At 68.5% G+C, this 24900-nt stretch carries 25 protein-coding genes; 10 read left to right on the forward strand and 15 right to left on the reverse strand.

Features of this window, described 5'->3' with window-relative positions:
* Window positions 1-56 precede the first annotated feature (56 nt).
* Entirely contained in the window at window positions 57-977 is a 921-nt protein-coding gene (locus tag D8S75_RS10915; RefSeq protein ID WP_119966355.1) for a LysR family transcriptional regulator, read from the reverse strand.
* A gap of 139 nt (window positions 978-1116) precedes the next feature.
* Here D8S75_RS10915 and D8S75_RS10920 point away from each other — a divergent pair, with 139 nt between their 5' ends.
* The 4 genes from D8S75_RS10920 to mmsB all read left to right on the forward strand — a co-directional run bounded on the left by D8S75_RS10920 (window position 1117) and on the right by mmsB (window position 5509).
* A complete protein-coding gene (locus tag D8S75_RS10920) occupies window positions 1117-2634 on the forward strand; it encodes a CoA-acylating methylmalonate-semialdehyde dehydrogenase (protein WP_119966356.1) in 1518 nt (505 codons plus the stop codon).
* 245 nt (window positions 2635-2879) lie between these two features.
* The gene (locus tag D8S75_RS10930) at window positions 2880-4046 is read left to right on the forward strand and encodes an acyl-CoA dehydrogenase family protein (RefSeq protein ID WP_119966357.1); all 1167 of its coding nucleotides are present in this window, start codon (window positions 2880-2882) and stop codon (window positions 4044-4046) included.
* Window positions 4047-4115: 69 nt separating this feature from the next.
* Entirely contained in the window at window positions 4116-4508 is a 393-nt protein-coding gene (locus D8S75_RS10935; protein ID WP_119966358.1) for a TfoX/Sxy family protein, read from the forward strand.
* A 113-nt stretch (window positions 4509-4621) separates the two neighbouring features.
* Complete coding sequence (gene mmsB, locus D8S75_RS10940) at window positions 4622-5509, forward strand: 3-hydroxyisobutyrate dehydrogenase (RefSeq protein WP_119966359.1); 888 nt, start codon at window positions 4622-4624, stop codon at window positions 5507-5509.
* Window positions 5510-5578: 69 nt separating this feature from the next.
* Here the strand turns inward: mmsB and D8S75_RS10945 are convergent, their stop codons facing one another.
* The 11 genes from D8S75_RS10945 to D8S75_RS10995 form a co-directional block, all read right to left on the reverse strand.
* Window positions 5579-5974 carry an energy transducer TonB family protein gene (locus D8S75_RS10945; protein ID WP_157982636.1) on the reverse strand — a complete coding sequence of 132 codons (396 nt, stop codon included), beginning with the start codon at window positions 5972-5974 and terminating at the stop codon, window positions 5579-5581.
* A gap of 132 nt (window positions 5975-6106) precedes the next feature.
* Window positions 6107-6517, reverse strand: coding sequence for a hypothetical protein (locus tag D8S75_RS10950; RefSeq protein WP_232829017.1), 411 nt, complete (start codon window positions 6515-6517; stop codon window positions 6107-6109).
* 25 nt (window positions 6518-6542) lie between these two features.
* The gene (locus tag D8S75_RS10955; protein WP_157982637.1) at window positions 6543-7472 is read right to left on the reverse strand and encodes a cyanophycinase; all 930 of its coding nucleotides are present in this window, start codon (window positions 7470-7472) and stop codon (window positions 6543-6545) included.
* A 51-nt stretch (window positions 7473-7523) separates the two neighbouring features.
* Window positions 7524-7916: a hypothetical protein gene (locus D8S75_RS10960; protein ID WP_119966363.1), complete on the reverse strand. Its 393-nt coding sequence runs from the start codon at window positions 7914-7916 to the stop codon at window positions 7524-7526.
* Window positions 7917-7944: 28 nt separating this feature from the next.
* Window positions 7945-11064: an efflux RND transporter permease subunit gene (locus tag D8S75_RS10965; RefSeq protein ID WP_119966364.1), complete on the reverse strand. Its 3120-nt coding sequence runs from the start codon at window positions 11062-11064 to the stop codon at window positions 7945-7947.
* 12 nt (window positions 11065-11076) lie between these two features.
* Window positions 11077-12195 (reverse strand): efflux RND transporter periplasmic adaptor subunit, encoded by a 1119-nt coding sequence (locus D8S75_RS10970; protein WP_119966365.1) that lies wholly within the window; start codon window positions 12193-12195, stop codon window positions 11077-11079.
* Window positions 12192-12758, reverse strand: a complete 567-nt coding sequence (locus D8S75_RS10975) for a hypothetical protein (RefSeq protein ID WP_119966366.1) — start codon at window positions 12756-12758, stop codon at window positions 12192-12194. The genes D8S75_RS10970 and D8S75_RS10975 overlap by 4 nt, the downstream gene beginning before the upstream one ends.
* A 16-nt stretch (window positions 12759-12774) precedes the next feature.
* Window positions 12775-14013 (reverse strand): TolC family protein, encoded by a 1239-nt coding sequence (locus D8S75_RS10980; RefSeq protein ID WP_119966367.1) that lies wholly within the window; start codon window positions 14011-14013, stop codon window positions 12775-12777.
* A gap of 137 nt (window positions 14014-14150) precedes the next feature.
* Entirely contained in the window at window positions 14151-14507 is a 357-nt protein-coding gene (locus D8S75_RS10985) for a hypothetical protein (protein WP_119966368.1), read from the reverse strand.
* Window positions 14508-14637: 130 nt separating this feature from the next.
* Entirely contained in the window at window positions 14638-15897 is a 1260-nt protein-coding gene (icd, locus tag D8S75_RS10990; protein ID WP_119966369.1) for an NADP-dependent isocitrate dehydrogenase, read from the reverse strand.
* A gap of 293 nt (window positions 15898-16190) precedes the next feature.
* On the reverse strand, window positions 16191-18428 hold the full coding sequence (locus tag D8S75_RS10995) for an NADP-dependent isocitrate dehydrogenase (RefSeq protein ID WP_119966370.1): 2238 nt from the start codon (window positions 18426-18428) through the stop codon (window positions 16191-16193).
* A gap of 319 nt (window positions 18429-18747) precedes the next feature.
* Between D8S75_RS10995 and D8S75_RS11000 the strand changes: the two genes are divergently transcribed.
* Window positions 18748-19257 (forward strand): DUF192 domain-containing protein, encoded by a 510-nt coding sequence (locus D8S75_RS11000; RefSeq protein ID WP_119966371.1) that lies wholly within the window; start codon window positions 18748-18750, stop codon window positions 19255-19257.
* A gap of 113 nt (window positions 19258-19370) precedes the next feature.
* On the opposite strand, the gene D8S75_RS11005 is transcribed toward D8S75_RS11000, so the two are convergent.
* The 3 genes from D8S75_RS11005 to D8S75_RS17470 all read right to left on the reverse strand — a co-directional run bounded on the left by D8S75_RS11005 (window position 19371) and on the right by D8S75_RS17470 (window position 21565).
* On the reverse strand, window positions 19371-19952 hold the full coding sequence (locus D8S75_RS11005; protein ID WP_119966372.1) for a Fe-Mn family superoxide dismutase: 582 nt from the start codon (window positions 19950-19952) through the stop codon (window positions 19371-19373).
* 107 nt (window positions 19953-20059) lie between these two features.
* A complete protein-coding gene (gene xseA / locus D8S75_RS11010; RefSeq protein WP_119966373.1) occupies window positions 20060-21346 on the reverse strand; it encodes an exodeoxyribonuclease VII large subunit in 1287 nt (428 codons plus the stop codon).
* 6 nt (window positions 21347-21352) lie between these two features.
* Window positions 21353-21565, reverse strand: a complete 213-nt coding sequence (locus tag D8S75_RS17470; protein WP_157982638.1) for a hypothetical protein — start codon at window positions 21563-21565, stop codon at window positions 21353-21355.
* A 133-nt stretch (window positions 21566-21698) separates the two neighbouring features.
* Between D8S75_RS17470 and D8S75_RS11015 the strand changes: the two genes are divergently transcribed.
* Genes D8S75_RS11015 through kdsB form a run of 5 tightly spaced genes read left to right on the forward strand, consistent with a single transcriptional unit; the run spans window position 21699 to window position 24855 of the window.
* Window positions 21699-22331 (forward strand): MotA/TolQ/ExbB proton channel family protein, encoded by a 633-nt coding sequence (locus tag D8S75_RS11015; RefSeq protein WP_119966374.1) that lies wholly within the window; start codon window positions 21699-21701, stop codon window positions 22329-22331.
* Between the two features lie 19 nt (window positions 22332-22350).
* Window positions 22351-22779: an ExbD/TolR family protein gene (locus tag D8S75_RS11020; protein ID WP_119966375.1), complete on the forward strand. Its 429-nt coding sequence runs from the start codon at window positions 22351-22353 to the stop codon at window positions 22777-22779.
* A 3-nt stretch (window positions 22780-22782) separates the two neighbouring features.
* On the forward strand, window positions 22783-23838 hold the full coding sequence (lpxK, locus tag D8S75_RS11025; RefSeq protein ID WP_119966376.1) for a tetraacyldisaccharide 4'-kinase: 1056 nt from the start codon (window positions 22783-22785) through the stop codon (window positions 23836-23838).
* Between the two features lie 25 nt (window positions 23839-23863).
* The gene (locus tag D8S75_RS11030; protein WP_119966377.1) at window positions 23864-24046 is read left to right on the forward strand and encodes a Trm112 family protein; all 183 of its coding nucleotides are present in this window, start codon (window positions 23864-23866) and stop codon (window positions 24044-24046) included.
* Entirely contained in the window at window positions 24043-24855 is an 813-nt protein-coding gene (gene kdsB / locus D8S75_RS11035) for a 3-deoxy-manno-octulosonate cytidylyltransferase (protein WP_119966378.1), read from the forward strand. Before D8S75_RS11030 ends, kdsB begins: the two co-directional genes overlap by 4 nt.
* Window positions 24856-24900: the final 45 nt, after the last annotated feature.

The following is a 24900-nucleotide window of genomic DNA, read 5'->3' on the forward strand; positions in this document are numbered from 1 at the left end:
CCCTGAGCATAACGTGCCCATTGCCCATTTGTGACAAATTGCGTATTTCCACCGCTTTATCCTGCCTGGCCTTGCGCTGCATCGTCTCGCAGCGACAACAGCAGGGGCTGCTGTTGCTGCACCGTCTCGCGCACCAGCGCCCAGGTGGCCTGCATGCGCGCCAGGTGCCGGGCCTCTTCGGGCATTGACATCCAGAAGGTGCGCGTGAACCGCGCCACGCCGGGCAGCACGCGCACCAGATGCGGGTCGCGGTCGGCGATGAAGGCCGGCAGCACGGCCAGGCCGGCGCCCGAGCGGGTGGCCTCGTACTGCGCCAGGATGCTGGTGCTGCGCAGCGCGTAGCGCTCGGGCCGGTGCAGCTCGCCAAGGATCTGCAGCTCCTTGCTGAACAGCAGGTCGTCGATATAGCTGATGAAGGTGTGGCCGCGCAGGTCCTCGCGCGCCGCGATCGGCCCGTGGGCCCCCAGGTAGTCGCGCGAGGCATAGAGCTGCAGCACGTAGTCGGTCAGCCGCGTGGCCACCACGGAGCCGCGCGCCGGGCGCTCCAGCGAGACCACGATGTCGGCCTCGCGCCGCGAGAGGTGCACCAGCCGGGGCAGCGCCAGCAGGTCGACCACCAGCCCCGGGTGCGCGCCAGCGAAGCGCGCCAGGTGCGGCGCCAGCACCGTGGTACCAAAGCCCTCGGGCGTGCCCACGCGCACCACGCCCGTCAGCCCCCCGGGCGTGCCCGGCGCCACGCTGCGCACGGCCAGGAAGGCGCTTTCCATGGCCTCCACCTGCGGCAGCAACTGGCGCCCGGCCTCGGTCAGGCGGTGGCCGCCGGCCTCGCGGGCGAACAGGGCCACGTCCATCTGCTTCTCCAGCGCCTGGATGCGCCTCGCCACCGTGGTGTGGTCCACCTCCAAATGGCGCGCCGCGCCCACCAACGTGCCGGCGCGGGCCAGTTCGAGGAAGTAGCGCAGGTTGTCCCAATCCATGGCGGTCTCCGGAGGGAAGGATGTGCAAATTTGCAAACCTCAGGTGCGTTATTGTCTCTTGTCTTGATAATTTCGCACAGCTACCATGCGTGCCAGTCGGCATTGTTGCCGCCCCCGTTCTACTTCAGGAGACAGTTCCATGGACGCATCCACCGCCGTCAAGGCCCCCACCGTCAAGCTGCTGATCAACGGCCAGTTCGTTGAGTCCAAGACCACCGAATGGCGCGACGTGGTCAACCCCGCCACGCAGCAGGTGCTGGCGCGCGTGCCGTTCGCCACGGCAGAAGAAATCGACGCCGCCGTGGCCTCGGCCAAGGAAGCGTTCAAGACCTGGAAGAAGACCCCCATCGGCGCCCGCGCCCGCATCTTCCTGAAGCTCCAGCAGCTGATCCGTGAAAACATGGGCGAGCTGGCCGCCATGCTGACCGCCGAACAGGGCAAGACCCTGCCCGACGCCGAGGGCGACGTGTTCCGTGGCCTTGAAGTGGTCGAGCATGCCGCCAGCATCGGCAACCTGCAGCTGGGCGAGCTGGCCAACAACGTGGCCGGCGGCGTGGACACCTACACCCTGCTGCAGCCGCTGGGCGTGTGCGCCGGCATCACGCCGTTCAACTTCCCCGCCATGATCCCGCTGTGGATGTTCCCCATGGCCATCGCCACGGGTAACACCTTCGTGCTCAAGCCCTCCGAGCAGGACCCCATGGTCACCATGCGCCTGTGCGAGCTGGCCCTCGAAGCCGGCGTGCCGCCCGGCGTGCTGAACGTGATCCACGGCGGCGAAATGGCCGTGAACGCCATCTGCGACCACCCTGACATCAAGGCCGTCTCGTTCGTGGGCTCCACCAAGGTGGGCACGCACGTGTACAACCGCGCCACCCTCAACGGCAAGCGCGCGCAGTGCATGATGGGCGCGAAGAACCACGCCATCATCCTGCCCGACGCCAACAAGGAGCAGACCCTCAACGCCATCGCCGGCGCCTCGTTCGGCGCGGCCGGCCAGCGCTGCATGGCCCTGCCCGTGGTGGTGCTGGTGGGCGAGGCCCAGAAGTGGATTCCCGACCTGGTGGCCAAGGCCAAGACGCTCAAGGTGTCCGGCGGCACCGAGAAGGGCACGGACGTGGGTCCCGTCATCTCCTGCGCGGCACTCTCGCGCATCGAGGGCCTGATCGAGCGCGGCATTGCCGACGGCGCCACGCTAGAACTCGACGGCCGCAAGCCCCAGGTGCCCGGCTACGAGAAGGGCAACTTCGTCGGCCCGACGATCTTCAGCGGCGTGAAGCCCGGCATGGCCATCTATGACCAGGAAATCTTCGGCCCCGTGCTGAGCCTGGTGGGCGCCGCCAACCTGGACGAGGCCATCGAGTTCATCAACGCCAACCCCAACGGCAACGGCACCGCAGTGTTCACTCAGTCCGGCGCCGCCGCGCGCAAGTTCCAGGAAGAGATCGACGTGGGCCAGGTCGGCATCAACGTGCCCGTGCCCGTGCCGGTGCCGCTGTTCTCGTTCTCGGGCTCGCGCGCTTCCAAGCTCGGCGACCTGGGCCCCTACGGCAAGCAAGTCATCCTGTTCTACACGCAGACCAAGACGGTCACGGCGCGCTGGTTCGACGACAGCACCGCCAGCCATGGTGTGAACACCACGATTAGTCTGAAGTGACACCTCCCTGAGGCGCTGCGCGCCTTCCCTCCTCTCTCGCATCGCTGCGCGCTGCGGGAGGAGGGACGCCACCAGCGCGGCGGGGCGGCCCTTGCGCGGTGGCCGCTGGCCTGGGGCCGCGCCACCCTCCACGCCTCGCGCCTTCTTGGCCTTGAAAGAATTTGAGCAAAATCAGGCTCCAGCGCTTGCCAGGCAAGCGCCATCAGCTATAAAAACAAAAGCACACCCGACCCGGAGACCAGCCCATGGACTTTGAACTGACCGAAGACCAGCGCGCCTTTGCCGACACCGCGCGCCAATTCGCCCTGGCCGAGCTGGCCCCGCATGCCGCGCACTGGGATGCCGAAGGCATCTTCCCGAAAGACGCCATCACCAAGGCCGGTGAACTCGGTTTTTGCGGCCTCTATGCGCCCGAAGCCGCTGGCGGCCTGGCACTGCCCCGGCTCGACGCCACGCTGGTGTTCGAGGAAATGGCCGCCGTGGACCCTTCCACCACCGCCTTCATCACCATCCACAACATGGCGACCTGGATGCTCGGTACCTGGGCCCAGCCCGAGGTGCGCGACCACTGGGGCCCGCTGCTGACCAGCGGCCAGAAGCTGGCCAGCTACTGCCTGACCGAACCCGGCGCGGGTTCGGACGCCGCCTCGCTCAAGACGCGCGCCGAGCTGGTGGGCCACGAATACGTCATCAACGGCTCCAAGGCCTTCATCTCCGGCGCCGGCAGCACCGACGTGCTGGTGCTCATGGCCCGCACGGGCGATGCGAGTTCGGGCGCCGCCGGCATCAGCGCCTTTGCCGTGCCGGCCGACGCCCCGGGCATCCACTACGGCAAGAAGGAAGAAAAGATGGGCTGGAACAGCCAGCCCACGCGCCAGATCAGCTTCGACAACGTGCGCATTCCCGCCAACCACCTGCTGGGCCGCGAGGGCGAAGGCTTCAAGATCGCCATGAAGGGCCTGGACGGCGGGCGCATCAACATCGCCACCTGCTCGGTGGGCGCGGCCCAGGGCGCGCTCAAGCAGGCGCAGCAGTACATGCACGACCGCAAGCAGTTCGGCAAGCCGATCGCCAGCTTCCAGGCGCTGCAGTTCAAGCTGGCCGACATGGCCACCGAACTCGTCGCCGCGCGCCAGATGGTGCGCCTGGCCGCCAGCAAGCTCGACGCCGGCGCGCCCGACGCCAGCACCTACTGCGCCATGGCCAAGCGCTTCGCCACCGACGCGGGCTTCAACGTCTGCAACGAGGCGCTGCAACTGCATGGCGGCTACGGCTACATCCGCGAATACCCGCTGGAGCGCCTGATGCGCGACGCGCGCGTGCACCAGATCCTGGAAGGCACGAACGAAATCATGCGCGTCATCATCGCCCGGCGCATGCTCGACGGCGACGCGCCGGACGCGATTCGCTAGGTTTTTGATAGCTACTGGCGCTTTACCAACGGGCGCTAGAAGCGAATTCAATCCAAAACCCCACCCGCCATGCCCGCCCGCCCCCTGGCCGACGAAACCCTGCACCTCATCGCCGCGGTGCGGGACGCGCTGGCCGAGCGCCTGGGCGTGGACGCCACGGTGGAGGAGCGCCCGCTCTTCGGCTGCCACGCCTTCATGGTGGACGGCAAGCTGTGCCTGGCCGTCAAGGGCGAAGACCTGCTGGTGCGCCTGCCACCGCTGGAGCACGCGGCCACGGCCGAAACGCCCGGCGTGCGCGAGCTAGACCCGCGCGGCGGCATGCCCGGCTACTTCTGGGTGGAGCCCACGGGCTACGCCACCCGGCCGCAGTGGCTGCACTGGGTGGAAACCGCCCTCGCCTACAACCCGCAGGCCAAGGCATCGCCCCGGCGCGCCAAGGCCCGCAAAGGCGCGGCGCCATGAAACTTCAAGCATTTTTGGCCTCTGGCGCCCATGCAACAAGCGCCAGCAGCTACTGAAACAATAGCAGCCCCCTCCCCTTTCCAACCCTTTCAAACCGACCAGGAGACAACACCATGCAAATCGCATTCATCGGCCTCGGCAACATGGGCGGCCCCATGGCCATCAACCTGCACAAGGCCGGCCACAGCGTCAAGGCCTTCGACCTGAGCCAGGATGCCCTCGCCAAGGTCAAGGCCGAAGGCCTGCAAGTCGCGGCCAGCGCACAAGACGCCGTGCAGGGCGCCGAAGCCGTCATCACCATGCTGCCCGCCAGCCAGCACGTGGAAGGCCTGTTCCTCGGCAACGGCAACCTGCTGGCCAGCATCGCCAAGGGCGCGCTGGTGATCGACAGCTCGACCATCGCCGCCGCCACCAGCCAGAAGGTCGCCAAGGCCGCCGAAGCTGCCGGCATCGACTTCATCGACGCGCCCGTTTCCGGCGGCACCGGCGGCGCCATCGCCGGCACGCTGACCTTCATGGTCGGCGGCAGCGACGCGCAACTGGAACGTGCCCGCCCCCTGCTGGAAAAAATGGGCGCCAACATCTTCCACGCCGGCAGCGTGGGCGCTGGCCAGACGGCCAAGATCTGCAACAACATGCTGCTGGGCATCCTGATGGTGGGCACCAGTGAAGCCATCGCCCTGGGCGTGGCCAACGGCCTGGACCCCAAGGTGCTGAGCGAGATCATGCGCCGCAGCTCGGGCGGCAACTGGGCGCTGGAGAAGTACAACCCCTTCCCCGGCGTGCACGAAAACGCCCCCGCCTCCAAGGGCTACGCTGGCGGCTTCGGCACCGACCTCATGCTCAAGGACCTGGGCCTGGCCCAGGAAAACGCCATGGCCACCAAGGCCAGCACCCCGCTGGGCGGCATGGCACGCGCCATCTACGCGGCGCACAGCATCGCCGGACATGGCGGCGAGGACTTTTCCAGCGTGATCAAGATGCTGCAGAAGAAGGGCTGATCTGCGGCAGAGTTGCCATTCCATGTAAACGGGTGCCGTGGCACCCGTTTTCTTTTGGTGCGATAGATGTCACTGCACAGGGGCATCTTCACCATCGAACGGCGTCTTGGGCAGCGGGAGGTGAAAAGGAACAACCAGAGAAACATCCGTTGCTTCTCCATCGATCAGCTTGGGAACAAAGCGAACCGAGTGCATGGATTTCAGCGCGGCTTCGTCATGCGCCGGGCTGCCACAGCTGCCTATCACTACCGTGCGGCGCACAGCTCCGGAAGCGTCCACATGTACCCGCAGGACGACAGGTCCTCGTATCTTTCCTTGAGCACGCACCTTGGGGACGGAAAAACGTATGGGAGTCAGAATCCTCATTTCCTCGATCGTGACCGTTATCGGAGGCCAGTTGCCCTCAGCTTGGGCGGCAAAGCCTAAAAAGAGCAGGCATGCGACAAGAAACGATGGTCGAAACATGAAACTCCTTGGTGAATGCGAATTAATATCAATATTCAACCATAGAGTCGCCTTGCTCACCATTGTTTTCGCCTGAACATGATCACTGCATTTAGCAAGAACCGGCTTGATAACAACGAGTTGACCAGCGATTCAAGCCCCCTGCCGCAGCGCCTCCCACTCCCCCAGGCAATGCCGCGCCAGCGCCGTCACCCAGCACGGCTCGTCCGGCACGAAAGCGATGCCGTAGCGGGGGCTGACGAGAAAGCCGGCGCGCTCGAACGCGGCGGCGTCGTGGCCATGCACGAAAGCGGCAAGGTCGCGGAACGGCACGGCGACGCGGCCCAGGTGCAGCACTTCAGCCCGGGTGGTGATTTCCTCCAGGCGTCCGCAGTCCTGGAAGCGGTACACCACGCCGCCAAAATCCAGCGCCGTCAGGCCCACGCCGTTGCGCGCCTCGGACAGCGGCTGGCCGTGGGCGCGCAGCACGTCCTCGCGCGTGGCGGTGAACGGCATGCCGTCCACGCGGGTGTAGGACTCCAGGTGCATTGACCGGCCCGGCATGGCGTCGCACGGGCGGTGAGCCGCCTCAACCCCGGATGGGCCCCGGGGCCACGAGCCGGGCGATGGCCTCGCGCATGCCTGGCGGCATGGCGCGCGACAGCGGATCGCCCGCGCGGGCACCGTAGCGGTGGCCGGCCGGCAGCAGATGCAGGCGCAGGCCCAGCATTTCCAGGTGGTCGCGGCTGTCGACTTCCTCCTGGTTGGATTTCATCTGGCGGCCGTCGATCAGGGTCACGGCGCCCGCGCCCACGATCTCGATGCCCAGCCCGCGCTCGATGACGAGGGCGGTGTTCTCGTCCACGCCCACCCCCAGCATGTGGGGCTTTTGCGCGAGCACGGAGAGCAGCCGCGCGAGGCGGCCACGCTCGGAGAAATGCTGGTCGATGATGGCATCGGCCACGAAGCCCAGGCCGATGTCCAACTCGGCGGCCTCCTTCTCGGGCAGGCGCGTGGCCTCGCCCTGCACCAGCATGTGCCGCGAGAGCACGGCCGCGCCGGCGCTGGTGCCGCCCACGCAGCAGCCGCGCAGGTGGAAAGCGCGGTGCAGCGCCTTGAAGGCCTCGGTCTCCCACAAGAGGTCCATCAACCGCCGCTGGTCGCCGCCCGAGATGAAGATGCCGTCAGCACCCAGGATCTGGTCGGTCACCCCGGGGCTGTCGGCGGTGGCCCGGTCGGGAATGTCGATCGGCTCGCAATCGGCCACGCCCAGGCCGGCGAAAGTCTTCTGGTACAGGGCCCAGGCGCCCGCCGGGTCGGCGCTGGCGGCCGAGATCAGGCGGATGCGGCTTGGCGCGCCGCCGCACAGTTCAACGAAGCGGCGCAGCACGATGCGGTCGCTGAGCTTGTCCTCGGCACCGCCGATGACGACCAGCCGGCCCAGGCGCCGCGCGCGGGCCTGGGCGGGGAACGCGGCGCAGCCCGCGGCAAGGGATAGAAAAACACGACGGTTCAGCATAAGTGCAGGCATTCTAGGAAAGCCCGGGCGGGGCACGCCCCGCCCGGCCGCTCAGCGGATCGCGAAGCGCACGCTCACGGGCTTCTTGCCCGCCAGGGTGACGGTGGCCACCGCCTTGGTGCCTGCGCCCAGCTTGTAGGCGCCCTGGGCCACGAGCTTGTTGGCGCCCGCCGGGACCAGGACGGCCTCGGTCTTCTCGGTGCCATTGAGCAGCGTGACCTTGGCCGTGGCGTCCTGGGTGCTGGCCGGCTTGCCGTGGTCGCGCACGAACAGCGCGATCGAACCGGCATCGGCCACCAGCTCGAAGTCGATGTCGCTGGCCTCGGCCACCACGCCGCCATGCAGCGGCTTGTGGTCGTGGCCGTGCTGGTGGTCGCCGGCGGCGAACACGGCGCCCGAGGCGCTCAGTGCGAGGGCGGAGAGGAGGATGGCGGTTTTTTTCATGGAACGTCCTTTCGTGGAATGGAGGGAGTCAGAAGGCTTCGGTGGTCTGGGCATCGACCAGGCGCTCGGCGTCCTTGCGGCCGAAGAGCCAGAACATGGCCGGGGTGAGGAAGGTGTCGAGCAGCGTGGAGCTGATAAGGCCCGAGAAGATCACCACGGCCACCGGGTGCAGGATCTCGGTGCCCGGGCGCTCGGCCTCGAACAGCAGCGGCGCCAGCGCGAAGGCGGTCACCAGCGCGGTCATCAGCACCGGGCTCAGGCGCTCCAGCGAGCCGCGCAGGATCATCGGGTGACCGAAGGACTCGCCCTCGGCGCGCATCAGGTTCAGGTAGTGGCTCACCTTGAGGATGCCGTTGCGCACCGAGATGCCTGCCAGCGTGATGAAGCCCACCAGCGCCGCCACCGACAGCGGCTGGCCCGACAGCCACAAGCCCACTACCGCGCCCACCAGGGCCAGCGGGATGTTGGCCATGATGAGCACCGATAGCCGCACCGACTGGTAGCGGCTGTACAGCACCACGAACATCAGCACCAGCGACACGAGGGACAGCAGGCCGACCAGGCGCGAGGCTTCCTCCTGCGCCTGGAACTGGCCGCCGAGCGTGACGAAGTAACCCTCGGGCAGCGGCGTCTGCGCGACCACCGCGCGGATGCCGGCCACGACCTCGGAGAGCGGCCGCCCCTGGGCGTTGGCCGAGAGCACGATGCGGCGCTTGCCGTCGTCGCGGCTGACCTGGTTGGGGCCATCGCTGTCCTCGATGCTCGCCAGCCGGGACAGCGGGATGCGTCCGTTCGGCGTCTCGACCAGGATCCGGCCCAGGCCCTCCAGCGAGCGCGCGCTCTCGGGCAGGCGCACGACGAGCGCGAAGCGCCGGCCGCCCTCGACGATCTGCGCCACCTTCTCGCCCTCCACCAGCGACTGCAGCGCCGCCAGCACGCGCGGCACCGGCACGCCGTACTGCGCGGCGGCGGCGTAGTCCACGCGCACCTTGATCTGCGGCGCCAGCACCTGCTTCTCGACCTCCAGGTCGGCCAGGCCGGGCACGGCCGCCAGCCGGCCGCGCAGGGCGTCGGCCTGGCCGCGCAGGGTGTCCAGGTCGTCGCCGAACAGCTTGATGGCGATCTGCGAGCGCACGCCCGACAGCATGTGGTCGATGCGGTGCGAGATGGGCTGGCCGATGCCGATCGCCGCCGGCAGGTTGACCAGGCGCGCGCGGATGTCGGCCTGGATCTCGGTCATGCCGCGCCGCAGCTCGGCGGCGGGCAGCAGCCCGACATCCAGCTCGCTCACGTGCACACCCTCGGCATGCTCGTCCAGCTCGGCCCGGCCGCTGCGGCGGCCGACATGCGTGACCTCGGGCACCGCGCGGATGAGCACCTCGGCCTGCCGCGCCAGCACGGTGGATTCGGCCAGCGTCACGCCCGGGTTCAGGCGCAGGCCCACGAGCAGCGTGCCTTCGTTGAACGGAGGCAGGAAGGTGGTGGGAAAGAACGGCACCGCCGCCACCGCGCCGGCCACCGCCACCGCACCCGCCGCCAGGGCCGCGCGCGGCCGGTCGAGCACGGCCTGCAGGGCGCGCCGGTAGCGTTCCTTGAGCCAGCGCAGGAAGCGCGTGTCGCCATGGTCCAGCGACTGCATCGCGGGCAGCAGGTAGAACGCGAGCACCGGCGTCACCGTGACCGAGACGACCAGCGAGGCCAGCGTGGAGACGATGAAGGCCACGCCCAGCGGCACGAACAGCCGCCCCTCCATGCCCGGCAGCGCGAACAGCGGCAGGAACACGAGCACGATGATGACCGTTGCGTAGAGGATGGCCGAGCGCACCTCCAGCGTGGCCATCTTCACCACCTCCAGCGGGTGCAGGCGTTTGTGCGGGTGCCGCTCGCGGTCCACCTGCAGACGGCGCAGCACGTTCTCCACGCCCACCACGGCATCGTCCACCAGGCCGCCGATGGCGATCGCCAGGCCGCCGAGCGTCATGGTGTTGATCGACATGCCGAAATGGCGGAACACCAGCGCCGTCATGAAGATGGACACCGGAATGGCCGTGAGCGCGATGGCCGTGGGCCGCACCGTGCCCAGGAACACGAACAGGATGACGGCGACGAACACCGAGGCGCCGATGAGCTTGCCCTGCAGCGTGTCCACCGAGGCCTCGATGAAGCTGGCCTGGCGGAACGTGACGCGCGGCGCCTCCAGGCCGGCGGGCAGCGACTTGCGCAAGTCCGCCAGCGCGGACTCGATGGTGCGCGTGAGGCCGATGGTGTCGGCCGTGGGCTGCTTCTGGATGCCGAGGATCACCGCCGGCTTGCCCTCGAAGCCCGCGTCGCCGCGTTTGAGCGCCGCCGCGAAGCTGACTTCAGCGATCTGCCGCAGCAGCACCGGCTGGCCGTTGCGCGCGGTGAGAGCCAGGTCCTGCAGATCCTGCAGCCGCGAGGTGCGGCCCAGGTGGCGGATCAGGTATTCGCGCCCGTTGAGCTCCAGGAAGCCGCCCGAGGTGTTCGACGAGAAGCCCTTGAGCGCCTGCGCGAGGTCGTCGTGCGTGATGCCCAGTTCGGCCATGCGCGCCGTGTCCGGCTGCACCTGGAACTGCCGCACCTCGCCGCCGATGGGAATGACCTGCGCCACGCCGGGGATGGCCATCAGCCGGGGGCGCAGCACCCAGTCGGCGTATTCGCGCACGGCCATGGGCGAGGCGCGGGCCACGTCGATGGGGATGGCGATCTGCAGGATCTCGCCCATCACCGAGCTGATCGGGCCCATGCGCGGCACTATGCCCTCGGGCAGGCCCTCCTCCATCGAGGACAGGCGCTCCGCGACCATCTGGCGCGCGCGAAAGATCTCCGTGCTCCAGTCGAAGGTGATGTAGATGAACGACAGGCCTGCGCTGGAGGTCGAGCGCACGCTCTCCACGCCGGGCAGGCCGTTCATGGTGGTCTCCAGCGGGAAGGTGATGAGCTGCTCCACCTCTTCGGCGGCCATGCCGCCGGCTTCGGTCATCACGGTGACCGTGGGCTTGTTGAGGTCGGGGAACACATCCACCGGCGTGCGTGACAGGGTGAACGCGCCATAGGCCATCAGTACCACGCTGGCGATGAGGACCAGCAGCCGGTTGGACAGGCTGTTGTCGAGTAGCCACTTGAACATGGGGGCCTTTCGTCAGCGGACCTGGTTGAGCAGGCTCGCGCCCTGCGTGACGACGCGCTCGCCCGCGCCCAGGCCCGAGGTGACCCGCACCGAAACGCCGTCGAGCGGCTCGTGCGTCACCGTGCGCGGCTCGAACCGCTCGGGCGCCTCCTTCACCCACACGATGGCCTGGTTGGCCGGGTTCTTCTGCAGCGCAGTGAGCGGCACCGCGATGCCCCGGGCGCGCGCCTTCGACTGCGCCTGGATGCGCACCGGCTGGCCCACGGCCAGCCGGGCCAGCGCTGGGCCCTCGGCCGCGAAATGCAGCGGCAGCGCCTGGTCGCGCAGGCTGTGCGCCGCGCCCAGGAAGCGCAGCGCCACCCGTTCCGTGCCGATGGCCAGGCTGCCGCCCGCCACGTCGCCCGCCTGGGCGGCGTCGTAGGCCAGCGCCTCGATGCGCAGGCGCGAGGGGTCGACCACCTCGAAGACCAGCTCGCGCGCATCCACGACCTGCCCCGCCACGGCATGGCTGGAGGCAACGATGCCGCTCACCGGCGCCACCAGCGCGTCGCGGCGGGACAGGCCGGCGCCCAGCGCCGCGATGCGCTCGTTCAGGCTGGAGGCCTCGGCCTCGGCGGCCTCGATGTCCTTGCGCGGCACGGTGTCGGCCAGCTCGCGCAGCCGGGCCAGGCGCTTGTCCGCCAGCGCCCGCGCGGCGCGCAGTTCGGCGATCTGGGCCTGCTTGTCGGAGCGTTCGAGCGCGCCGCTGGAGGGGACGACATACGCCAGCACCTCGCCCTTGCGCACGGCCTGACCCACGTCCGGCAGGCCCCGGGGCCCAGCCTCGATGCGGCCCGCCAGGGCGGCCTGTACCTTGCCGCCGGCGTTGGGGTCCATGGCCACCTTGCCGGCCAGCTCGAAGGACCGGTGCAGCTCGGCCTCTTCGGTGGCCAGGGTGCGCAGCGCCAACTGGCGCTGCGCCGGCTTGGGCAGAAACACGCTGCCGTCGGGCAGGCGCCGGGGGCCATTGCCGCTGGCGGCGGGCGGTGCGTCGCCATGGTCATGGCCGTCGCCGGCACGGGATGGCGCGGCCGCGCCGAACAAGGCCGCGAAACAGAGCGCGGCCAGCAGGGGAAAACGGTGTGCTTTCATGTCGCGCCTCCCGCGCGCCGCGCATGCAGGCGGCTGGCCGCGATCCCGGCCAGCGCCAACAGCGCGGCCAGCGCCGCGCCCCAGGCGCCATAGGCCTTCCACGGCGTGGCCGTGGCGGCGCGCTCGGCATGCGCCTCGGCGTGGATGTCGAGCGACCCGGCGAGCAGGTCGGACGCGTCGCCGGCCACCACGGTGGCGGTGACGGCGACCACGCCCTCGCCGGGCTCGGAGGCCAGGGTGGCTTCGAATTCGCCTTCGCCATGCGGCTGCACGGCGAGCTTGGTGCCGCCGAATTCGAGGTCGAGCTGCGCGTCCTTCACGGGACGGTTGTCGGCGGCATGGTCGAGGTACAGCGCCAGGCGCTTGCCGTCGAGCACGCCGACCAGCTCGAACAGGTCGGAGGTTGCGGTGAAGCGCGGCAGGGCCGGGCCGGCCTGCGCGGCGGGCGCGGCGGGCGCGTCGCCATGGTCATGGCCGTCACCGGCCAGGGCGGCCAGCGGCAGGCCGAGGGTGCCGAGCAGCAGCAAGGCGCTCAGCGGTTGGACAAGGAATGTAGGTGTCATGGAGGATGGTTTCAATTCAGTCGGGCAGCAGGCCCAGGGATTGGCGCAGCGCGGACACCGCCGCCGCCGCGTCGATGCGCGCGCGCGCCGCCAGGCGCTCGGCCTCGGCGGCTTCCAGTTCGGCGCGCAGCCGCGTGGGCAGGTCGGATTCGCCCAGGCGGAAGGACTTCTCGATGAAGCCGCGCACTTCGCGTGCGAGCCGGGCGCGCTGGTCGGCCGCCTCGCGCTGCGCGCGCGCGGCCTCGGCGCGCTCGCGCGCGGCCTCAATGCCGGCGGCCACGCGGCCGCGTTCGAGCGTGGCGAGGCTCTCGGCCTCGATCGCCTCCGCGCGGGCCGTGGCGGCCTTCGCATCGGCGCGGCCGCCACCGCCGAACGGAATGCGCAGGCCCACCGACAGGCTGCCCTGGTACGCCTCGCCCAGCGCTGCGCGCTCGCGTTTCGTTCCCAGCGTCAGCTCGGGGTTGGCCCGCGTCTGCACCACCGCCAGATCGGCGCTCCTGCGGGCCATCTCGGCGCGCGCCTGCAGTTCGCGCAGCGCCGGGTGCTGCGCCTGCGCGCCGTCCGTGGGGGCCTCGGGCCAGGGCTCGGCGTCCGTGCCGCCGGATGGGGGCAACGCCGGGCCCGCCAGGGCGTGCAGCCCGAGCCGCGCGGCCGCCAGGGCGGCCGAGGCATCGGCCAGCGCGGCATCGGCCTGCGCCGCAGCGCCGTCGGCCTGGTACTGGTCGGCACGGGCCAGGTCGCCCGCGCGCACGCGCCGGGCAACGTCGGCCACGAGTTGCCGCGCGCTGAAGCGCCGGTCCTGGGCCAGGCCGTGCTCCAACGCCGCGCGCTGCCAGGCCCACCAGGCATCGCGCACCTGGGCGGCAGTGCGCAGGCGCGCGGCCGCCAGCGTGGCCTGCAGCGCCTGCTGTTCGGCCTCGGCCAGCCGGCCGGCGCGCTCGCGCTCGCCCGGCAGCCACAAAGGCAGAGCCACGGCGGCCTCGTATTCGCGGGCGCCGTGGTTGCCGTGGGCACGGTCGGTCGCCGTGCGCAGCTCCAGGGCCGCTGGTTCGGCCAGCCAGCCTTGCGCGGCGCGGCGCGCGGCTGCGGCCGCCTCCTCCCGCGCGGGCTGCGCGGCGGCTTCCGGCTGGCGCTCCCAGGCCGCGTCGAAGGCCTGGCGCAATGTCAATTCACCGGCAGCCTGAGCCCCGGCGCCCGTGGCCGCGAGCGCGCCCCAGGCCAGGGGCAGCAGGCGTGCCCATAGTCGTCGATACATCCGATTCTCCTGTGGCAATCCAGGTGAACCGGCGAGGCATGTGCCCGCCCGCCGCAGCGCGCGCATGCCACGTCTGCGGCGCGTGCGTCAGGGGAAAGTGATGGGTTGCAAGGGGCCGCCCGGCCCCGCCTCGCCGTTCAGGCGAGGCCGCGCCAGTCGGGGCGCTCGGGGGCTTTCAGCGTGGGGAACGGCAGGAGCCGGTCATGCGGCTGCGGTGTGAAACCCGCCACCACCTTCGGCGCATCCGCCGGAACACCAGGAACGATGCCGGCCGTGCAGGCGTGGCAAGCATGGCAGTCCAGGTCAACGGTCAGCGCGCCGCCCGCGCCATCGGGATCGGCGTCAGGCTGACCGGCCGCGCCGTGGTCATGGGCATGGTGGCCGAAATGCGTGGCCTCCGGAGCCTTCTCGTGGCCGCAATAGGACGCCGCCACGGCCCACCCCGATTGGAGCGAGAAAAGGCACACGAGGAGGATGGCGAACAGCCGGCGCATGGGCGCGGATTATAGGCAGGCTCCATGCCCCTTCTGCCGTATCCCGGGCCGCAAAAGCAAAAACCCCGGCGCTTTCGAGGCGCCGGGGTTCCCTGTGAACCGGCGGATACCGGCGAACCGGCATGCGGGTTTACATGTGATCGATCATGACCTGGCCAAAGCCCGAGCAGCTCACCTGCTTGGCGCCGTCCATCAGGCGGGCGAAGTCGTAGGTCACGTTCTTGCTGGCGATGGACTTCTTCATCGAACTGATGATGAGGTCTGCCGCCTCGGTCCAGCCCATGTGGCGCAGCATCATTTCCGCGGACAGGATTTCGGAACCAGGGTTCACGTAGTCCTTGCCGGCGTACTTGGGGGCCGTGCCGTGGGTGGCCTCGAACATGGCGACGGAGTCGCTCAGGTTGGCGCCAGGGGCGATGCCGATGCCGCCGACCTGGGCCGCCAGGGCATCGGAGACGTAGTCGCCATTGAGGTTCAGCGTAGCGATCACGGAGTACTCGGCGGGGCGCAGCAGGATCTGCTGCAGGAAGGCGTCGGCGATGCTGTCCTTGATGACGATGTCCTTGCCCGTCTTCGGGTTCTTGAACTTGCACCAGGGGCCGCCGTCGATCAGCTCGGCGCCGAATTCCTTCTGGGCCAGGGCGTAGGCCCAGTCACGGAAGCCGCCTTCGGTGAACTTCATGATGTTGCCCTTGTGCACGATGGTCACGCTGGGCTTGTCGTTGTCGATGGCGTACTGGATGGCCTTGCGCACCAGGCGTTCGGTGCCTTCGCGCGAGACGGGCTTGACGCCGATGCCGGAGGTGGCGGGGAAGCGGATCTTCTTGACACCGAATTCTTCCTGCAGGATCTTGATGAGCTTCTTGGCCTTCTCGGACTCGGCTTCGAACTCGATGCCGGCATAGATGTCTTCCGAGTTCTCGCGGAAGATGACCATGTCGGTCTTGTGGGGCTCCTTCACGGGCGAGGGCACGCCATCGAAGTACTGGATGGGGCGCAGGCAGACGTAGAGGTCGAGCTCCTGGCGCAGGGCCACGTTCAGCGAGCGGATGCCGCCGCCCACGGGCGTGGTCAGCGGGCCCTTGATGGAGACCACGTAGTCGCGCACGGCGTGCAGCGTTTCCTCGGGCAACCAGACGTCGGGGCCGTACACCTTGGTGGATTTTTCACCGGCGTAGACCTCCATCCAGTGGATCTTGCGCTTGCCGCCATAGGCCTTGGCCACGGCGGCATCGACCACCTTGAGCATCACGGGGGTGATGTCGGCACCCGTGCCATCGCCCTCGATGAACGGAACGATGGGCTGGTCCGGCACGTTCAGCGACATGTCGGCGTTGACGGTGATTTTCTGGCCTTCGGCGGGCACTTTGATGTGCTGGTAGCTGGTCATGGCGGGAGTCTCCGGTGGGATGTTGGAAGTCACTGCAACGGGTTTGAAAAATCCGCAAAACGCATGAATTTTAGCCGCACCACCGTGGTGCCAATCACCGTTCTTGCCGCGCGCGCGGCTTCCGTCCGCGCATCACCGACGGGAGCGCCAGCGCCCTGCGGGAACGACGCCGCCAAGCCATTCGAACGTCACTCGCCAAGAAAAATGCCGCGCCGTGGGCCTGGGCCCACAGCGCGGCAATTCGGGTGAATCCGTCGTGTGGCTACCCCGGATCAGGGGCGGCCATCCGTCTGTCAGGCGGCAACGGAGGCAAGCACCGCGTTCAAGGTCTGGCTGGGCCGCATGACGGCGTCCAGCTTGGCCAGATCCGGGAGGTAGTAGCCACCAATATCGGCGGGCTTGCCCTGCACGGCGTTGAGTTCGTCCACGATCTTCTGCTCGTTGTCGGCCAGTTGCTGGGCCAGCGGTGCGAACAGCTTGGCCAGTTCGGCATCATCTGTCTGTGCCGCCAGCTCCTGCGCCCAGTACAGGGCCAGATAGAACTGGCTGCCACGGTTGTCGAGTTGGCCCGTCTTGGGCGAAGGGTTCTTGTTGTTGTCCAACAGCTTGCCGGTGGCGGCGTCCAGCGTCTTGGACAGCAGCTTGGCGCGCGCATTGTTGTTCTTGATGCCCAGATCCTCCAGCGACACGGCCAGCGCCAGGAATTCGCCCAGCGAGTCCCAGCGCAGGTGGTTCTCTTCCACCAGCTGCTGCACATGCTTGGGCGCGGAGCCGCCGGCACCGGTTTCGTACATGCCGCCACCGGCCATCAGCGGCACGATGGACAGCATCTTGGCCGAGGTGCCCAGTTCCATGATGGGGAACAGGTCGGTCAGGTAGTCGCGCAGGATGTTGCCGGTGGCGCTGATGGTGTCCAGGCCACGGATCACGCGCTCCAGCGTGTAGCGCATGGCGCGCACCTGGCTCATGATCTGGATGTCCAGGCCGGTGGTGTTGTGCTCGTGCAGGTACATCTTGACCTTGGTGATGAGCTGCGCTTCGTGCGGACGGTACGAGTCGAGCCAGAACACCACGGGCATGCCCGAGTTGCGCGCGCGCGTGACGGCCAGCTTCACCCAGTCGCGGATCGCTGCGTCCTTGACCTGGCACATGCGCCAGATGTCGCCCTGTTCCACGTCCTGGCTCATCAGCACCTCGCCGGTGGCCAGGTCGGTGATATTGGCGACGCCATCCTCCTGGATCTCGAAGGTCTTGTCGTGCGAGCCGTATTCCTCGGCCTGCTGGGCCATCAGGCCGACGTTGGGCACCGTGCCCATGGTCTTGGGGTCGAAGGCGCCGTGCCACTTGCAGAAGTTGATCATCTCCTGGTAGATGCGGGCGAAGGTGGACTCGGGCATCACGGCCTTCACGTCCTTCAGACGGCCATTGGCGTCCCACATCTTGCCGCCGTTGCGGATCATGGCGGGCATGGAGGCGTCCACGATGATGTCGTTGGGCGAGTGGAAGTTGGTGATGCCCTTGGCGGAATCGACCATGGCCAGCTCGGGGCGGTGCTCGTGGCAGGCATGCAGGTCGCGCTTGATTTCGTCCTGCTGGCTCTGCGGCAGCGTGGCGATCTTGTTGTACAGATCGACCATGCCGTTGTTGACGTTGATGCCCAGTTCTTCGAAGGTCTTGGCGTGTTTCTCGAACGCGTCCTTGTAGAAGATCTTCACGCAGTGGCCGAACACGATGGGGTGGGACACCTTCATCATCGTGGCCTTCACGTGCAGCGAGAACATCACGCCGGTCTTGCGCGCGTCTTCGATCTCCTTCTCATAGAAGGCCAGCAGCGCCTTCTTGCTCATGAACATGCTGTCGATCACTTCGCGGTCGAGCAAGGCGACCTTGGGCTTCAGGACAATGGTCTTGCCGCTCTTGGTGATCAGCTCCATCTTCACGTCGCGGGCCTTGTCCAGCGTCATGGACTTTTCACCGTGGTAGAAGTCGCCGTGGTGCATGTGCGAGACATGCGAACGCGAGGCCTGGCTCCACTCGGCCATGCTGTGCGGGTTCTTGCGCGCGTATTCCTTCACGGCCTTGGGCGCGCGGCGGTCGGAGTTGCCCTCGCGCAGCACGGGGTTCACGGCCGAGCCGATGCACTTGCCGTAGCGCGCCTTGATTTCCTTTTCCTTGTCGTCCTTCGGGTTGTCCGGGTAATCGGGCAAGGCATAACCCTTGGACTGCAGTTCCGCGATGGCGGCCTTGAGCTGGGCCACCGAGGCGCTGATGTTGGGCAGCTTGATGATGTTGGCGTCGGGCTGCAGCGTCTTCTTGCCCAGCTCCGCCAGGGTGTTGGGCACCTTCTGTTCTTCGGTCAGCAATTCCGGGAATTCACCCAGCACCCGGGCCGCCACCGAAATGTCGCTTTCGGTCACGTTGATGCCAGCAGGCGCGGCAAAGGCGCGCACGATCGGCAGGAAGGAAGCCGTGGCCAGGCGAGGTGCCTCGTCGGTCAGGGTATAGATGATGGTGGGTTGCTGGGTACTCATCGCTTACTTCAAGAAAAGGCTGAAGAAAACCACCGGCTGGTGGCCCAGCCGGTGGCAGTGATCGAACACCACCATTGTGCTTATTTGCATCGGGCCCCATCCGATTTTTTGCAATCAAATATCACCATGCAAAATTGAAACGCGCAAATTGACTTTTTTTTGATCCAAGAGGCCTGGACAAAGGATTTTCCCGGCCGCTTCCCTGGTCCGACAGCGGCCCCGGTTGCATCAAAATCGCCTGCGCACGCAGGCCATTTTTTCCGGCGTGCATCCGTCCCTGTTAACGTTCCCTGCCCTGCCATCGCTGAAAAGCCTGCCCATGACAACGACGCCTTCCGCCCGCCGCCTCAGCGCGGCCCGCATTCCAGACCCCATCGCCGCCCTGTCCGCCACCCTCGCCGGGGTCGTGCTGGCGTTGTGGACTCCCGCCGCAGCCGCCCAGGAAGGCCCGCAGCTGAACCTGCCGCGCGTGGAGCTGACGGTGGGCATGCACCGCATCGAGGCGCAGGTGGCGCAGTCCAACCCGGAGCGCCAGACCGGCCTGATGCACCGCAAGGAGATGCCCCAGCACGAGGGCATGCTGTTCGTCTTCGAGCAGCCGGCGACGCAGTGCTTCTGGATGAAGAACACGCTGCTGCCGCTGACGGCGGCCTTCGTGGCCGACGATGGCACCATCGTCAACCTGGTGGACATGAAGCCCTTGTCGCTCGATTCGCACTGCTCCACCAAGCCGGTGCGCTTCGTGCTGGAAATGAACCAGGGCTGGTTCGCGAAGAAGGCCATCAAGGCCGGAACCCGGCTGCAGGGCGCCCCGTTTGGCCGGCCCTGACCGCGATTTCGCTATGTTTTCAATAGCTAGCAGCGCTTAAATCACGGGCATTCAAGCCCAAAAACAATAAAAAAACGGCCCGAGGGCCGTTTTTTGCCGAGCGCGGTCAATGCTCAGGCGAAGTTAGCCTCGGCGAACTTCCAGTTCACGAGCTTGTCCAGGAAGGTCTCGACGAACTTCTGGCGCAGGTTGCGGTAGTCGATGTAGTAGGCGTGCTCCCACACGTCCACGGTCAGCAGGGCCTTGTCGGCGGTGGTCAGGGGCGTGCCGGCGGCGCCGGTGTTGACGATGTCCACGCTGCCGTCCGCCTTCTTCACCAGCCAGGTCCAGCCCGAGCCGAAGTTGCCCACGGCGCTCTTGACGAAGGCTTCCTTGAAGGCGGCGTAGCTGCCCCACTTGGCGTTGATGGCGGCGGCCAGCGCGCCGGTGGGCTCAGCGCCGCCATTGGGGGCCATGCAGTTCCAGAAGAAGGTGTGGTTCCAGATCTGGGCGGCGTTGTTGTAGATGCCGCCGCTGGACTTCTTGACGATCTCTTCGAGGGACATCGACTCGAACTCGGTGCCCTTCTGCAGGTTGTTCAGGTTCACCACATAGGCGTTGTGGTGCTTGCCGTGGTGGTACTCCAGCGTTTCCTTGCTGTAGTGCGGTGCCAGGGCGTCGATGGCATAGGGCAGCGCGGGCAGGGTGTGTTCCATGGGGTATTCCTTTCGTGGTTCTTGTGGTGGGGCGCCGCGCGGTGCGCGGGCAACGGAGAGTCAGCGGACCATTGTAGGAAGAAGCCCCAATCTTTGCAGGCGTAGGTTTACCGCACGGTGAGATCCAACCCGCCGTCGGCCAGCGTGGCGTGCAGCGCCGTGCCCGCCGGGGCCTGCCGCACGCTGGTGACGGTGCGGCCCTCGGCGTCGCTCAGCAGCGCATAGCCGCGCTGCAGCACCAGGCGCGGGTCGAGCAGCTGCAAGCGCAGCGCGGCGCGCTCCAGGCGCTGCTGGTGCGCGGCCAGGCCCTGCTGGAAGGCTTGAGGAAAATCGGCCTCCAGCGCTTGCTGGCTGTGCGCCAGATGCTGCAATTTCAATAGCGTCGCGCGGCGCATGCGCTCGGCCAGGCGCGCCACGCGCTGCTGTTCGCGCACCGCCAGGCCCGAGGGCCGGCCCAGGCGCGCGGCCCACTGGTCCAGGCGCTGGCCGCGCTGGTCGAGCTGGCGCTGCACGCCGTCGCCGAGCCGGTCGGCCAGCAGGTCCAGCGCGCCCAGCCACACCGAGCGCGGCTGGGCCACCAGCTCGGCGGCGGCCGTGGGCGTGGGCGCGCGCAGGTCGGCGCAGAAGTCGGCGATGGTGAAGTCGGTCTCGTGGCCCACCCCACTGACCACCGGCACGGGGCTTTGCACGATGGCGCGCGCGAGCTGCTCGTCGTTGAAGGCCCAGAGGTCCTCGATGGCGCCACCGCCGCGCACGAGCAGGACCACGTCGATGGCCGGCCCGCCCTCCTCACCCGCCATGCGGTAGAGCGTGGACAGCGCGGCGCACATGGAGGGCGCGGCGCCCGCGCCCTGCACCAGCGCCGGCACCAGCACCACCGGGATGTGCGGCACGCGCCGGCGCAGCGCGGTCACCACATCGTGCAGCGCGGCGGCGCCGGGCGAGGTCACCAGGCCGATGCCGCGCGGCATCAGGGGCAGCGGCCGCTTGCGCGCGGCGTCGAACAGGCCCTCGGCCTCCAGACGGGCCTTGAGCCGCAGGAACTGTTCGAACAGCGCGCCCTGGCCAGCGCGCTGCAGGCTCTCGACGATGAGCTGCAGATCGCCGCGCGCCTCGTACACCCCCAGGCGCCCGCGCAGTTCGACCAGCTCACCGTCGCGCGGCACGAAATCGAGCAGGCTGGCGGCGCGCCGGAACATGGCGCAACGGATCTGGCCCTGCGCGTCCTTGATGGAGAAGTAGCAATGCCCGCTGGACGCGCGCGAGAAGCCCGTGATCTCGCCGCGCACCGCGACAGGATTGAAGCGCGCCTGCAAGACATCAGCCACGGCGCGGCACAGCGCGCCAACCTCCCAGATACGCGGCGCCATTGCGGGGTTTAGGGGTTCAATCATCGGTATTCAGGCTGTTTCAGGCGGTTGCTGCGGCGCAGTACTCCACAGGGCGCGAAGGCGGCGGTGATGTAACTGTTTGTCTGACAAAAAGCGGCAAAAACCACGAATATTCGTGCAACCCATTGTTTTATAAGAGAAAACTTCTGCGTAATTTTTCATCAATCTGTTTCGATGATGAATTGGCGCCGTTTCGCGGGCCCGGCAGGTGCCGTTCTCCACAAAGTTATCCACAGAAACTGTGGGTGAGGTGCGCACCGAGCCGGAGGGGGGCCGTGGCAGGCCGCCCGGCAGGGGCAAACCGCCAAAGCTGGGCCATAATCGCCCTTTGCCCTATTCCAGCGCGGAGAGAGAATTGCTGTCCATCATACAAGCCGCAGGCTGGCCGATCTGGCCCCTGATTGCCTGCTCGGTACTGGCCATGGCGCTGATTTTTGAGCGCTTCATTTCCCTCAAGACCGCCCGCGTCGCCCCCCCGAAACTGCTCGACGAAGCCATCTCCGTCTCGTCCCAGGCGGTGCCCGGCCCCGACGTGGTGAGCCAGCTGGCGCAGAACTCGGCCCTGGGCGAAGTGCTGGCCTCCGGCCTGCGCACGCTCAACAGCCACCCCCGCTGCTCCGAATCCGACCTGCGCGCCTCCATGGAAGGCGCGGGCCGCGTGGTGGCGCACCGCCTGGAACGCTACCTCAGCGCGCTCGCCACCATCGCCTCGGCCGCGCCGCTGCTGGGCCTGCTGGGCACGGTGGTGGGCATGATCGAGATCTTCGGCTCCCAGGGCAGCGCAGGCGGCGGCATGGGCAGCGGCAACCCGGCGCAACTGGCGCACGGCATCTCGGTGGCCCTCTACAACACGGCCTTCGGCCTGATCATCGCCATCCCGGCGCTGATCTTCTGGCGCTATTTCCGCGGCCGGGTCGATGCCTACCTGCTGACGCTGGAGCTCTCTTCCGAGCAGTTCGTGCGGCACCTGCTGCGTTTGCGCAAGTGACTCCCAAGGCACGCCGCCCATGAACTTCCGCCCCCGCGCCAAGGAAGAGCCGGAGATCAACCTGATCCCGTTCATCGACGTGCTGCTGGTGATCCTCATCTTCCTGATGCTGACCACCACCTACAGCAAGTTCACCGAGCTGCAGCTCACGCTGCCCGTGGCCGACGCCGAGCAGCAGCGCGACCACCCCAAGGAAGTCATCGTCGCCGTGGCCGCCGACGGCCGCTACGCCGTGAACAAAACGGGGCTGGAAGGCAAGAGCGTCGATGTGCTGGCCGCCGCGCTGCGCGACGCCGCCAAGGCCGGTCCGGGCAGCATCGTCATCATCAGCGCCGACGCCACCGCGCCGCACCAGTCCGTGGTCACGGTGATGGAGGCCGCGCGCCGCGTGGGCCTGACGCAGATCACCTTCGCCACGCAATCGTCCGCCCGCGCGGGCAAGTCCTGAAACATGGCTGCCGCCGCGCCGCAGCCACCCTCCCCGCCCTCGACCGCCACGGCGCCCGGCGCCCGGCTGCAACGCGCCTGGCAACGGCGTGGCCCGCTGGCCTGGCTGCTCTGGCCGTTGTCCCTCGCCATGGCCCTGCTGGTGGCCCTGCGCCGCGCGCTGTACCGCGCTGGCGTGCCGCGCGCCGAGCACCCGGGCGTCCCCGTCGTTGTCGTCGGCAACGTGGTGGCCGGCGGCGCGGGCAAGACCCCGGTGGTCATGGCCGTGGTGCGCCACCTGCGCGCGCAAGGGCTGCACCCCGGCGTGGTCTCGCGCGGCTACGGGCGTAGCACGCGCGGCTGCCATCCGGTGCATGCCAACAGCCCGGCCAGCGAGGTCGGCGACGAGCCCGCGCTGATCGCCCGCGCCTGCGGCGTGCCGGTGTTCGTGGCCGAACGGCGCATCGATGCCGCCCGCGCGCTGCGCGCCGCGCACCCGGAAACCGATGTGATCGTCTGCGACGACGGCCTGCAGCACCTGGCGCTGGCGCGCGACATCGAGATCTGCGTCTTCAACGACCAGGGCGCGGGCAACGGCTTCCTGCTGCCGGCCGGCCCGCTGCGCGAGCCCTGGCCGCGCGCGGTGGATTTGGTGGTGCATGCCGGCACCCCGGTGGCCAGCGGCGGCGCGCCCGCGTTCGCGCTGCGGCGCGCCCTGGCCAACCATGCCCTGCGCGCCGACGGCACGCCGGTGCCCTTTGAGGCACTGCGCGGCCAGCCCCTGCTGGCGGTGGCGGGCATCGCCCGGCCACAGGATTTCTTCGCCATGCTGCAGGCGCAGGGGCTCACGCTGGGGCTGGTGCAAGGCCTGCCAGATCACTCTGATTTTGATAGCTGGCAGCGCCCTATGGACAAGCCCTACACGCTGATTTGCACCGAAAAAGACGCCGTGAAGCTGTGGCGCCACCACCCCGACGCGCTGGCCGTGCCGCTGCAGGTGCGGATCGACGACGGCTTCTTCGCCGCGCTCGACGCCCGGCTGGCCGTGGTGCGCGCGCGCTCGCTATCATCGCCCTCCTGATTTCTTTTTCCCCTATTGCCGCGCCATGGACACCAAACTGCTCGAACTGCTGGTCTGCCCCGTCACCAAGGGTCCCCTCACCTACGACCGGGAGCGCCAGGAACTGGTCTCGCGCAGCGCCCGCCTGGCCTACCCGGTGCGCGACGGCATCCCGGTGCTGCTGGAGAACGAGGCGCGCACGCTGACCGACGAGGAACTCGAAAAATGAGCGCTACCGCCGGCTTCACGGTGCTGATCCCGGCGCGCATGGCGTCGAGCCGCCTACCCGACAAGCCCCTGGCCGACATCGCTGGCCTGCCCATGGTGGTGCGCGTGGCCCAGCGCGCCGCGCAGAGCGGCGCGCTGCGCACCGTGGTGGCGGCCGACGACGAGCGCATCCTCGCGGCGTGCCGCGAGCATGGCGTGCAGGCCGTCGCCACGCGCGCCGACCACCCCAGCGGCAGCGACCGCCTGGCCGAGGCCTGCGCGCTGCTGGGCCTGGACGGCGACGACGTGGTGGTCAACGTGCAGGGCGACGAACCGCTGATCGACCCGGGGCTCATTGGCGCCGTGGCCGCGCTGCTGGCGGCCCATCCCGCGGCGAGCATGGGCACGGCGGCCCACCCCATCGCCACCGTGGCCGACCTGGCCAACCCCAACATCGTCAAGGTGGTGTGCGACGCGCGCGGCCTGGCGCATTACTTCAGCCGCGCTCCCATCCCGCACGCACGCGACCATGCCGGCAGCGCCTGGTGGGATGGCAGCGCCGCGCGGGCGCAGCCCGGCGTGGCGGCCCTGGCCGGCTTCGCGCCGCTGCGCCACATCGGCATCTACAGCTACCGCGCGGGCTTCCTGCGCCAGTTCCCCAGCCTGCCCCAGGCGCCCACCGAAGTCATCGAGGCGCTGGAGCAGTTGCGCGCGCTCTGGCACGGCCACCGCATCGCCGTGCATGTCACGCCCACGGCTCCCGGGCCGGGCGTGGACACGCCCGAGGACCTGGCGCGCGTGCGTGCGCTGCTGGACCCTGCCCTTGCGTAAGCGGGGGCGAAAGATGCGCGTGCTATCCTTGCCCTCCAATAAAAA

The sequence above is a fragment of the Simplicispira lacusdiani genome (assembly GCF_003604195.1).
In the GTDB taxonomy this organism is placed as follows: Bacteria; Pseudomonadota; Gammaproteobacteria; order Burkholderiales; family Burkholderiaceae_C; genus Simplicispira; species Simplicispira lacusdiani.

What these genes read in the sequence shown, in the direction of transcription:
- D8S75_RS10915 (WP_119966355.1), bottom strand. Translation starts at nt 977, where the DNA reads ATGGATTGGGACAACCTGCGCTACTTCCTCGAACTGGCCCGCGCCGGC.
- D8S75_RS10920 (WP_119966356.1), top strand. Translation starts at nt 1,117, where the DNA reads ATGGACGCATCCACCGCCGTCAAGGCCCCCACCGTCAAGCTGCTGATC.
- D8S75_RS10930 (WP_119966357.1), top strand. Translation starts at nt 2,880, where the DNA reads ATGGACTTTGAACTGACCGAAGACCAGCGCGCCTTTGCCGACACCGCG.
- D8S75_RS10935 (WP_119966358.1), top strand. Translation starts at nt 4,116, where the DNA reads ATGCCCGCCCGCCCCCTGGCCGACGAAACCCTGCACCTCATCGCCGCG.
- mmsB (WP_119966359.1), top strand. Translation starts at nt 4,622, where the DNA reads ATGCAAATCGCATTCATCGGCCTCGGCAACATGGGCGGCCCCATGGCC.
- D8S75_RS10945 (WP_157982636.1), bottom strand. Translation starts at nt 5,974, where the DNA reads ATGTTTCGACCATCGTTTCTTGTCGCATGCCTGCTCTTTTTAGGCTTT.
- D8S75_RS10950 (WP_232829017.1), bottom strand. Translation starts at nt 6,517, where the DNA reads ATGCCGGGCCGGTCAATGCACCTGGAGTCCTACACCCGCGTGGACGGC.
- D8S75_RS10955 (WP_157982637.1), bottom strand. Translation starts at nt 7,472, where the DNA reads ATGCTGAACCGTCGTGTTTTTCTATCCCTTGCCGCGGGCTGCGCCGCG.
- D8S75_RS10960 (WP_119966363.1), bottom strand. Translation starts at nt 7,916, where the DNA reads ATGAAAAAAACCGCCATCCTCCTCTCCGCCCTCGCACTGAGCGCCTCG.
- D8S75_RS10965 (WP_119966364.1), bottom strand. Translation starts at nt 11,064, where the DNA reads ATGTTCAAGTGGCTACTCGACAACAGCCTGTCCAACCGGCTGCTGGTC.
- D8S75_RS10970 (WP_119966365.1), bottom strand. Translation starts at nt 12,195, where the DNA reads ATGAAAGCACACCGTTTTCCCCTGCTGGCCGCGCTCTGTTTCGCGGCC.
- D8S75_RS10975 (WP_119966366.1), bottom strand. Translation starts at nt 12,758, where the DNA reads ATGACACCTACATTCCTTGTCCAACCGCTGAGCGCCTTGCTGCTGCTC.
- D8S75_RS10980 (WP_119966367.1), bottom strand. Translation starts at nt 14,013, where the DNA reads ATGTATCGACGACTATGGGCACGCCTGCTGCCCCTGGCCTGGGGCGCG.
- D8S75_RS10985 (WP_119966368.1), bottom strand. Translation starts at nt 14,507, where the DNA reads ATGCGCCGGCTGTTCGCCATCCTCCTCGTGTGCCTTTTCTCGCTCCAA.
- icd (WP_119966369.1), bottom strand. Translation starts at nt 15,897, where the DNA reads ATGACCAGCTACCAGCACATCAAAGTGCCCGCCGAAGGCCAGAAAATC.
- D8S75_RS10995 (WP_119966370.1), bottom strand. Translation starts at nt 18,428, where the DNA reads ATGAGTACCCAGCAACCCACCATCATCTATACCCTGACCGACGAGGCA.
- D8S75_RS11000 (WP_119966371.1), top strand. Translation starts at nt 18,748, where the DNA reads ATGACAACGACGCCTTCCGCCCGCCGCCTCAGCGCGGCCCGCATTCCA.
- D8S75_RS11005 (WP_119966372.1), bottom strand. Translation starts at nt 19,952, where the DNA reads ATGGAACACACCCTGCCCGCGCTGCCCTATGCCATCGACGCCCTGGCA.
- xseA (WP_119966373.1), bottom strand. Translation starts at nt 21,346, where the DNA reads ATGATTGAACCCCTAAACCCCGCAATGGCGCCGCGTATCTGGGAGGTT.
- D8S75_RS11020 (WP_119966375.1), top strand. Translation starts at nt 22,351, where the DNA reads ATGAACTTCCGCCCCCGCGCCAAGGAAGAGCCGGAGATCAACCTGATC.
- lpxK (WP_119966376.1), top strand. Translation starts at nt 22,783, where the DNA reads ATGGCTGCCGCCGCGCCGCAGCCACCCTCCCCGCCCTCGACCGCCACG.
- D8S75_RS11030 (WP_119966377.1), top strand. Translation starts at nt 23,864, where the DNA reads ATGGACACCAAACTGCTCGAACTGCTGGTCTGCCCCGTCACCAAGGGT.
- kdsB (WP_119966378.1), top strand. Translation starts at nt 24,043, where the DNA reads ATGAGCGCTACCGCCGGCTTCACGGTGCTGATCCCGGCGCGCATGGCG.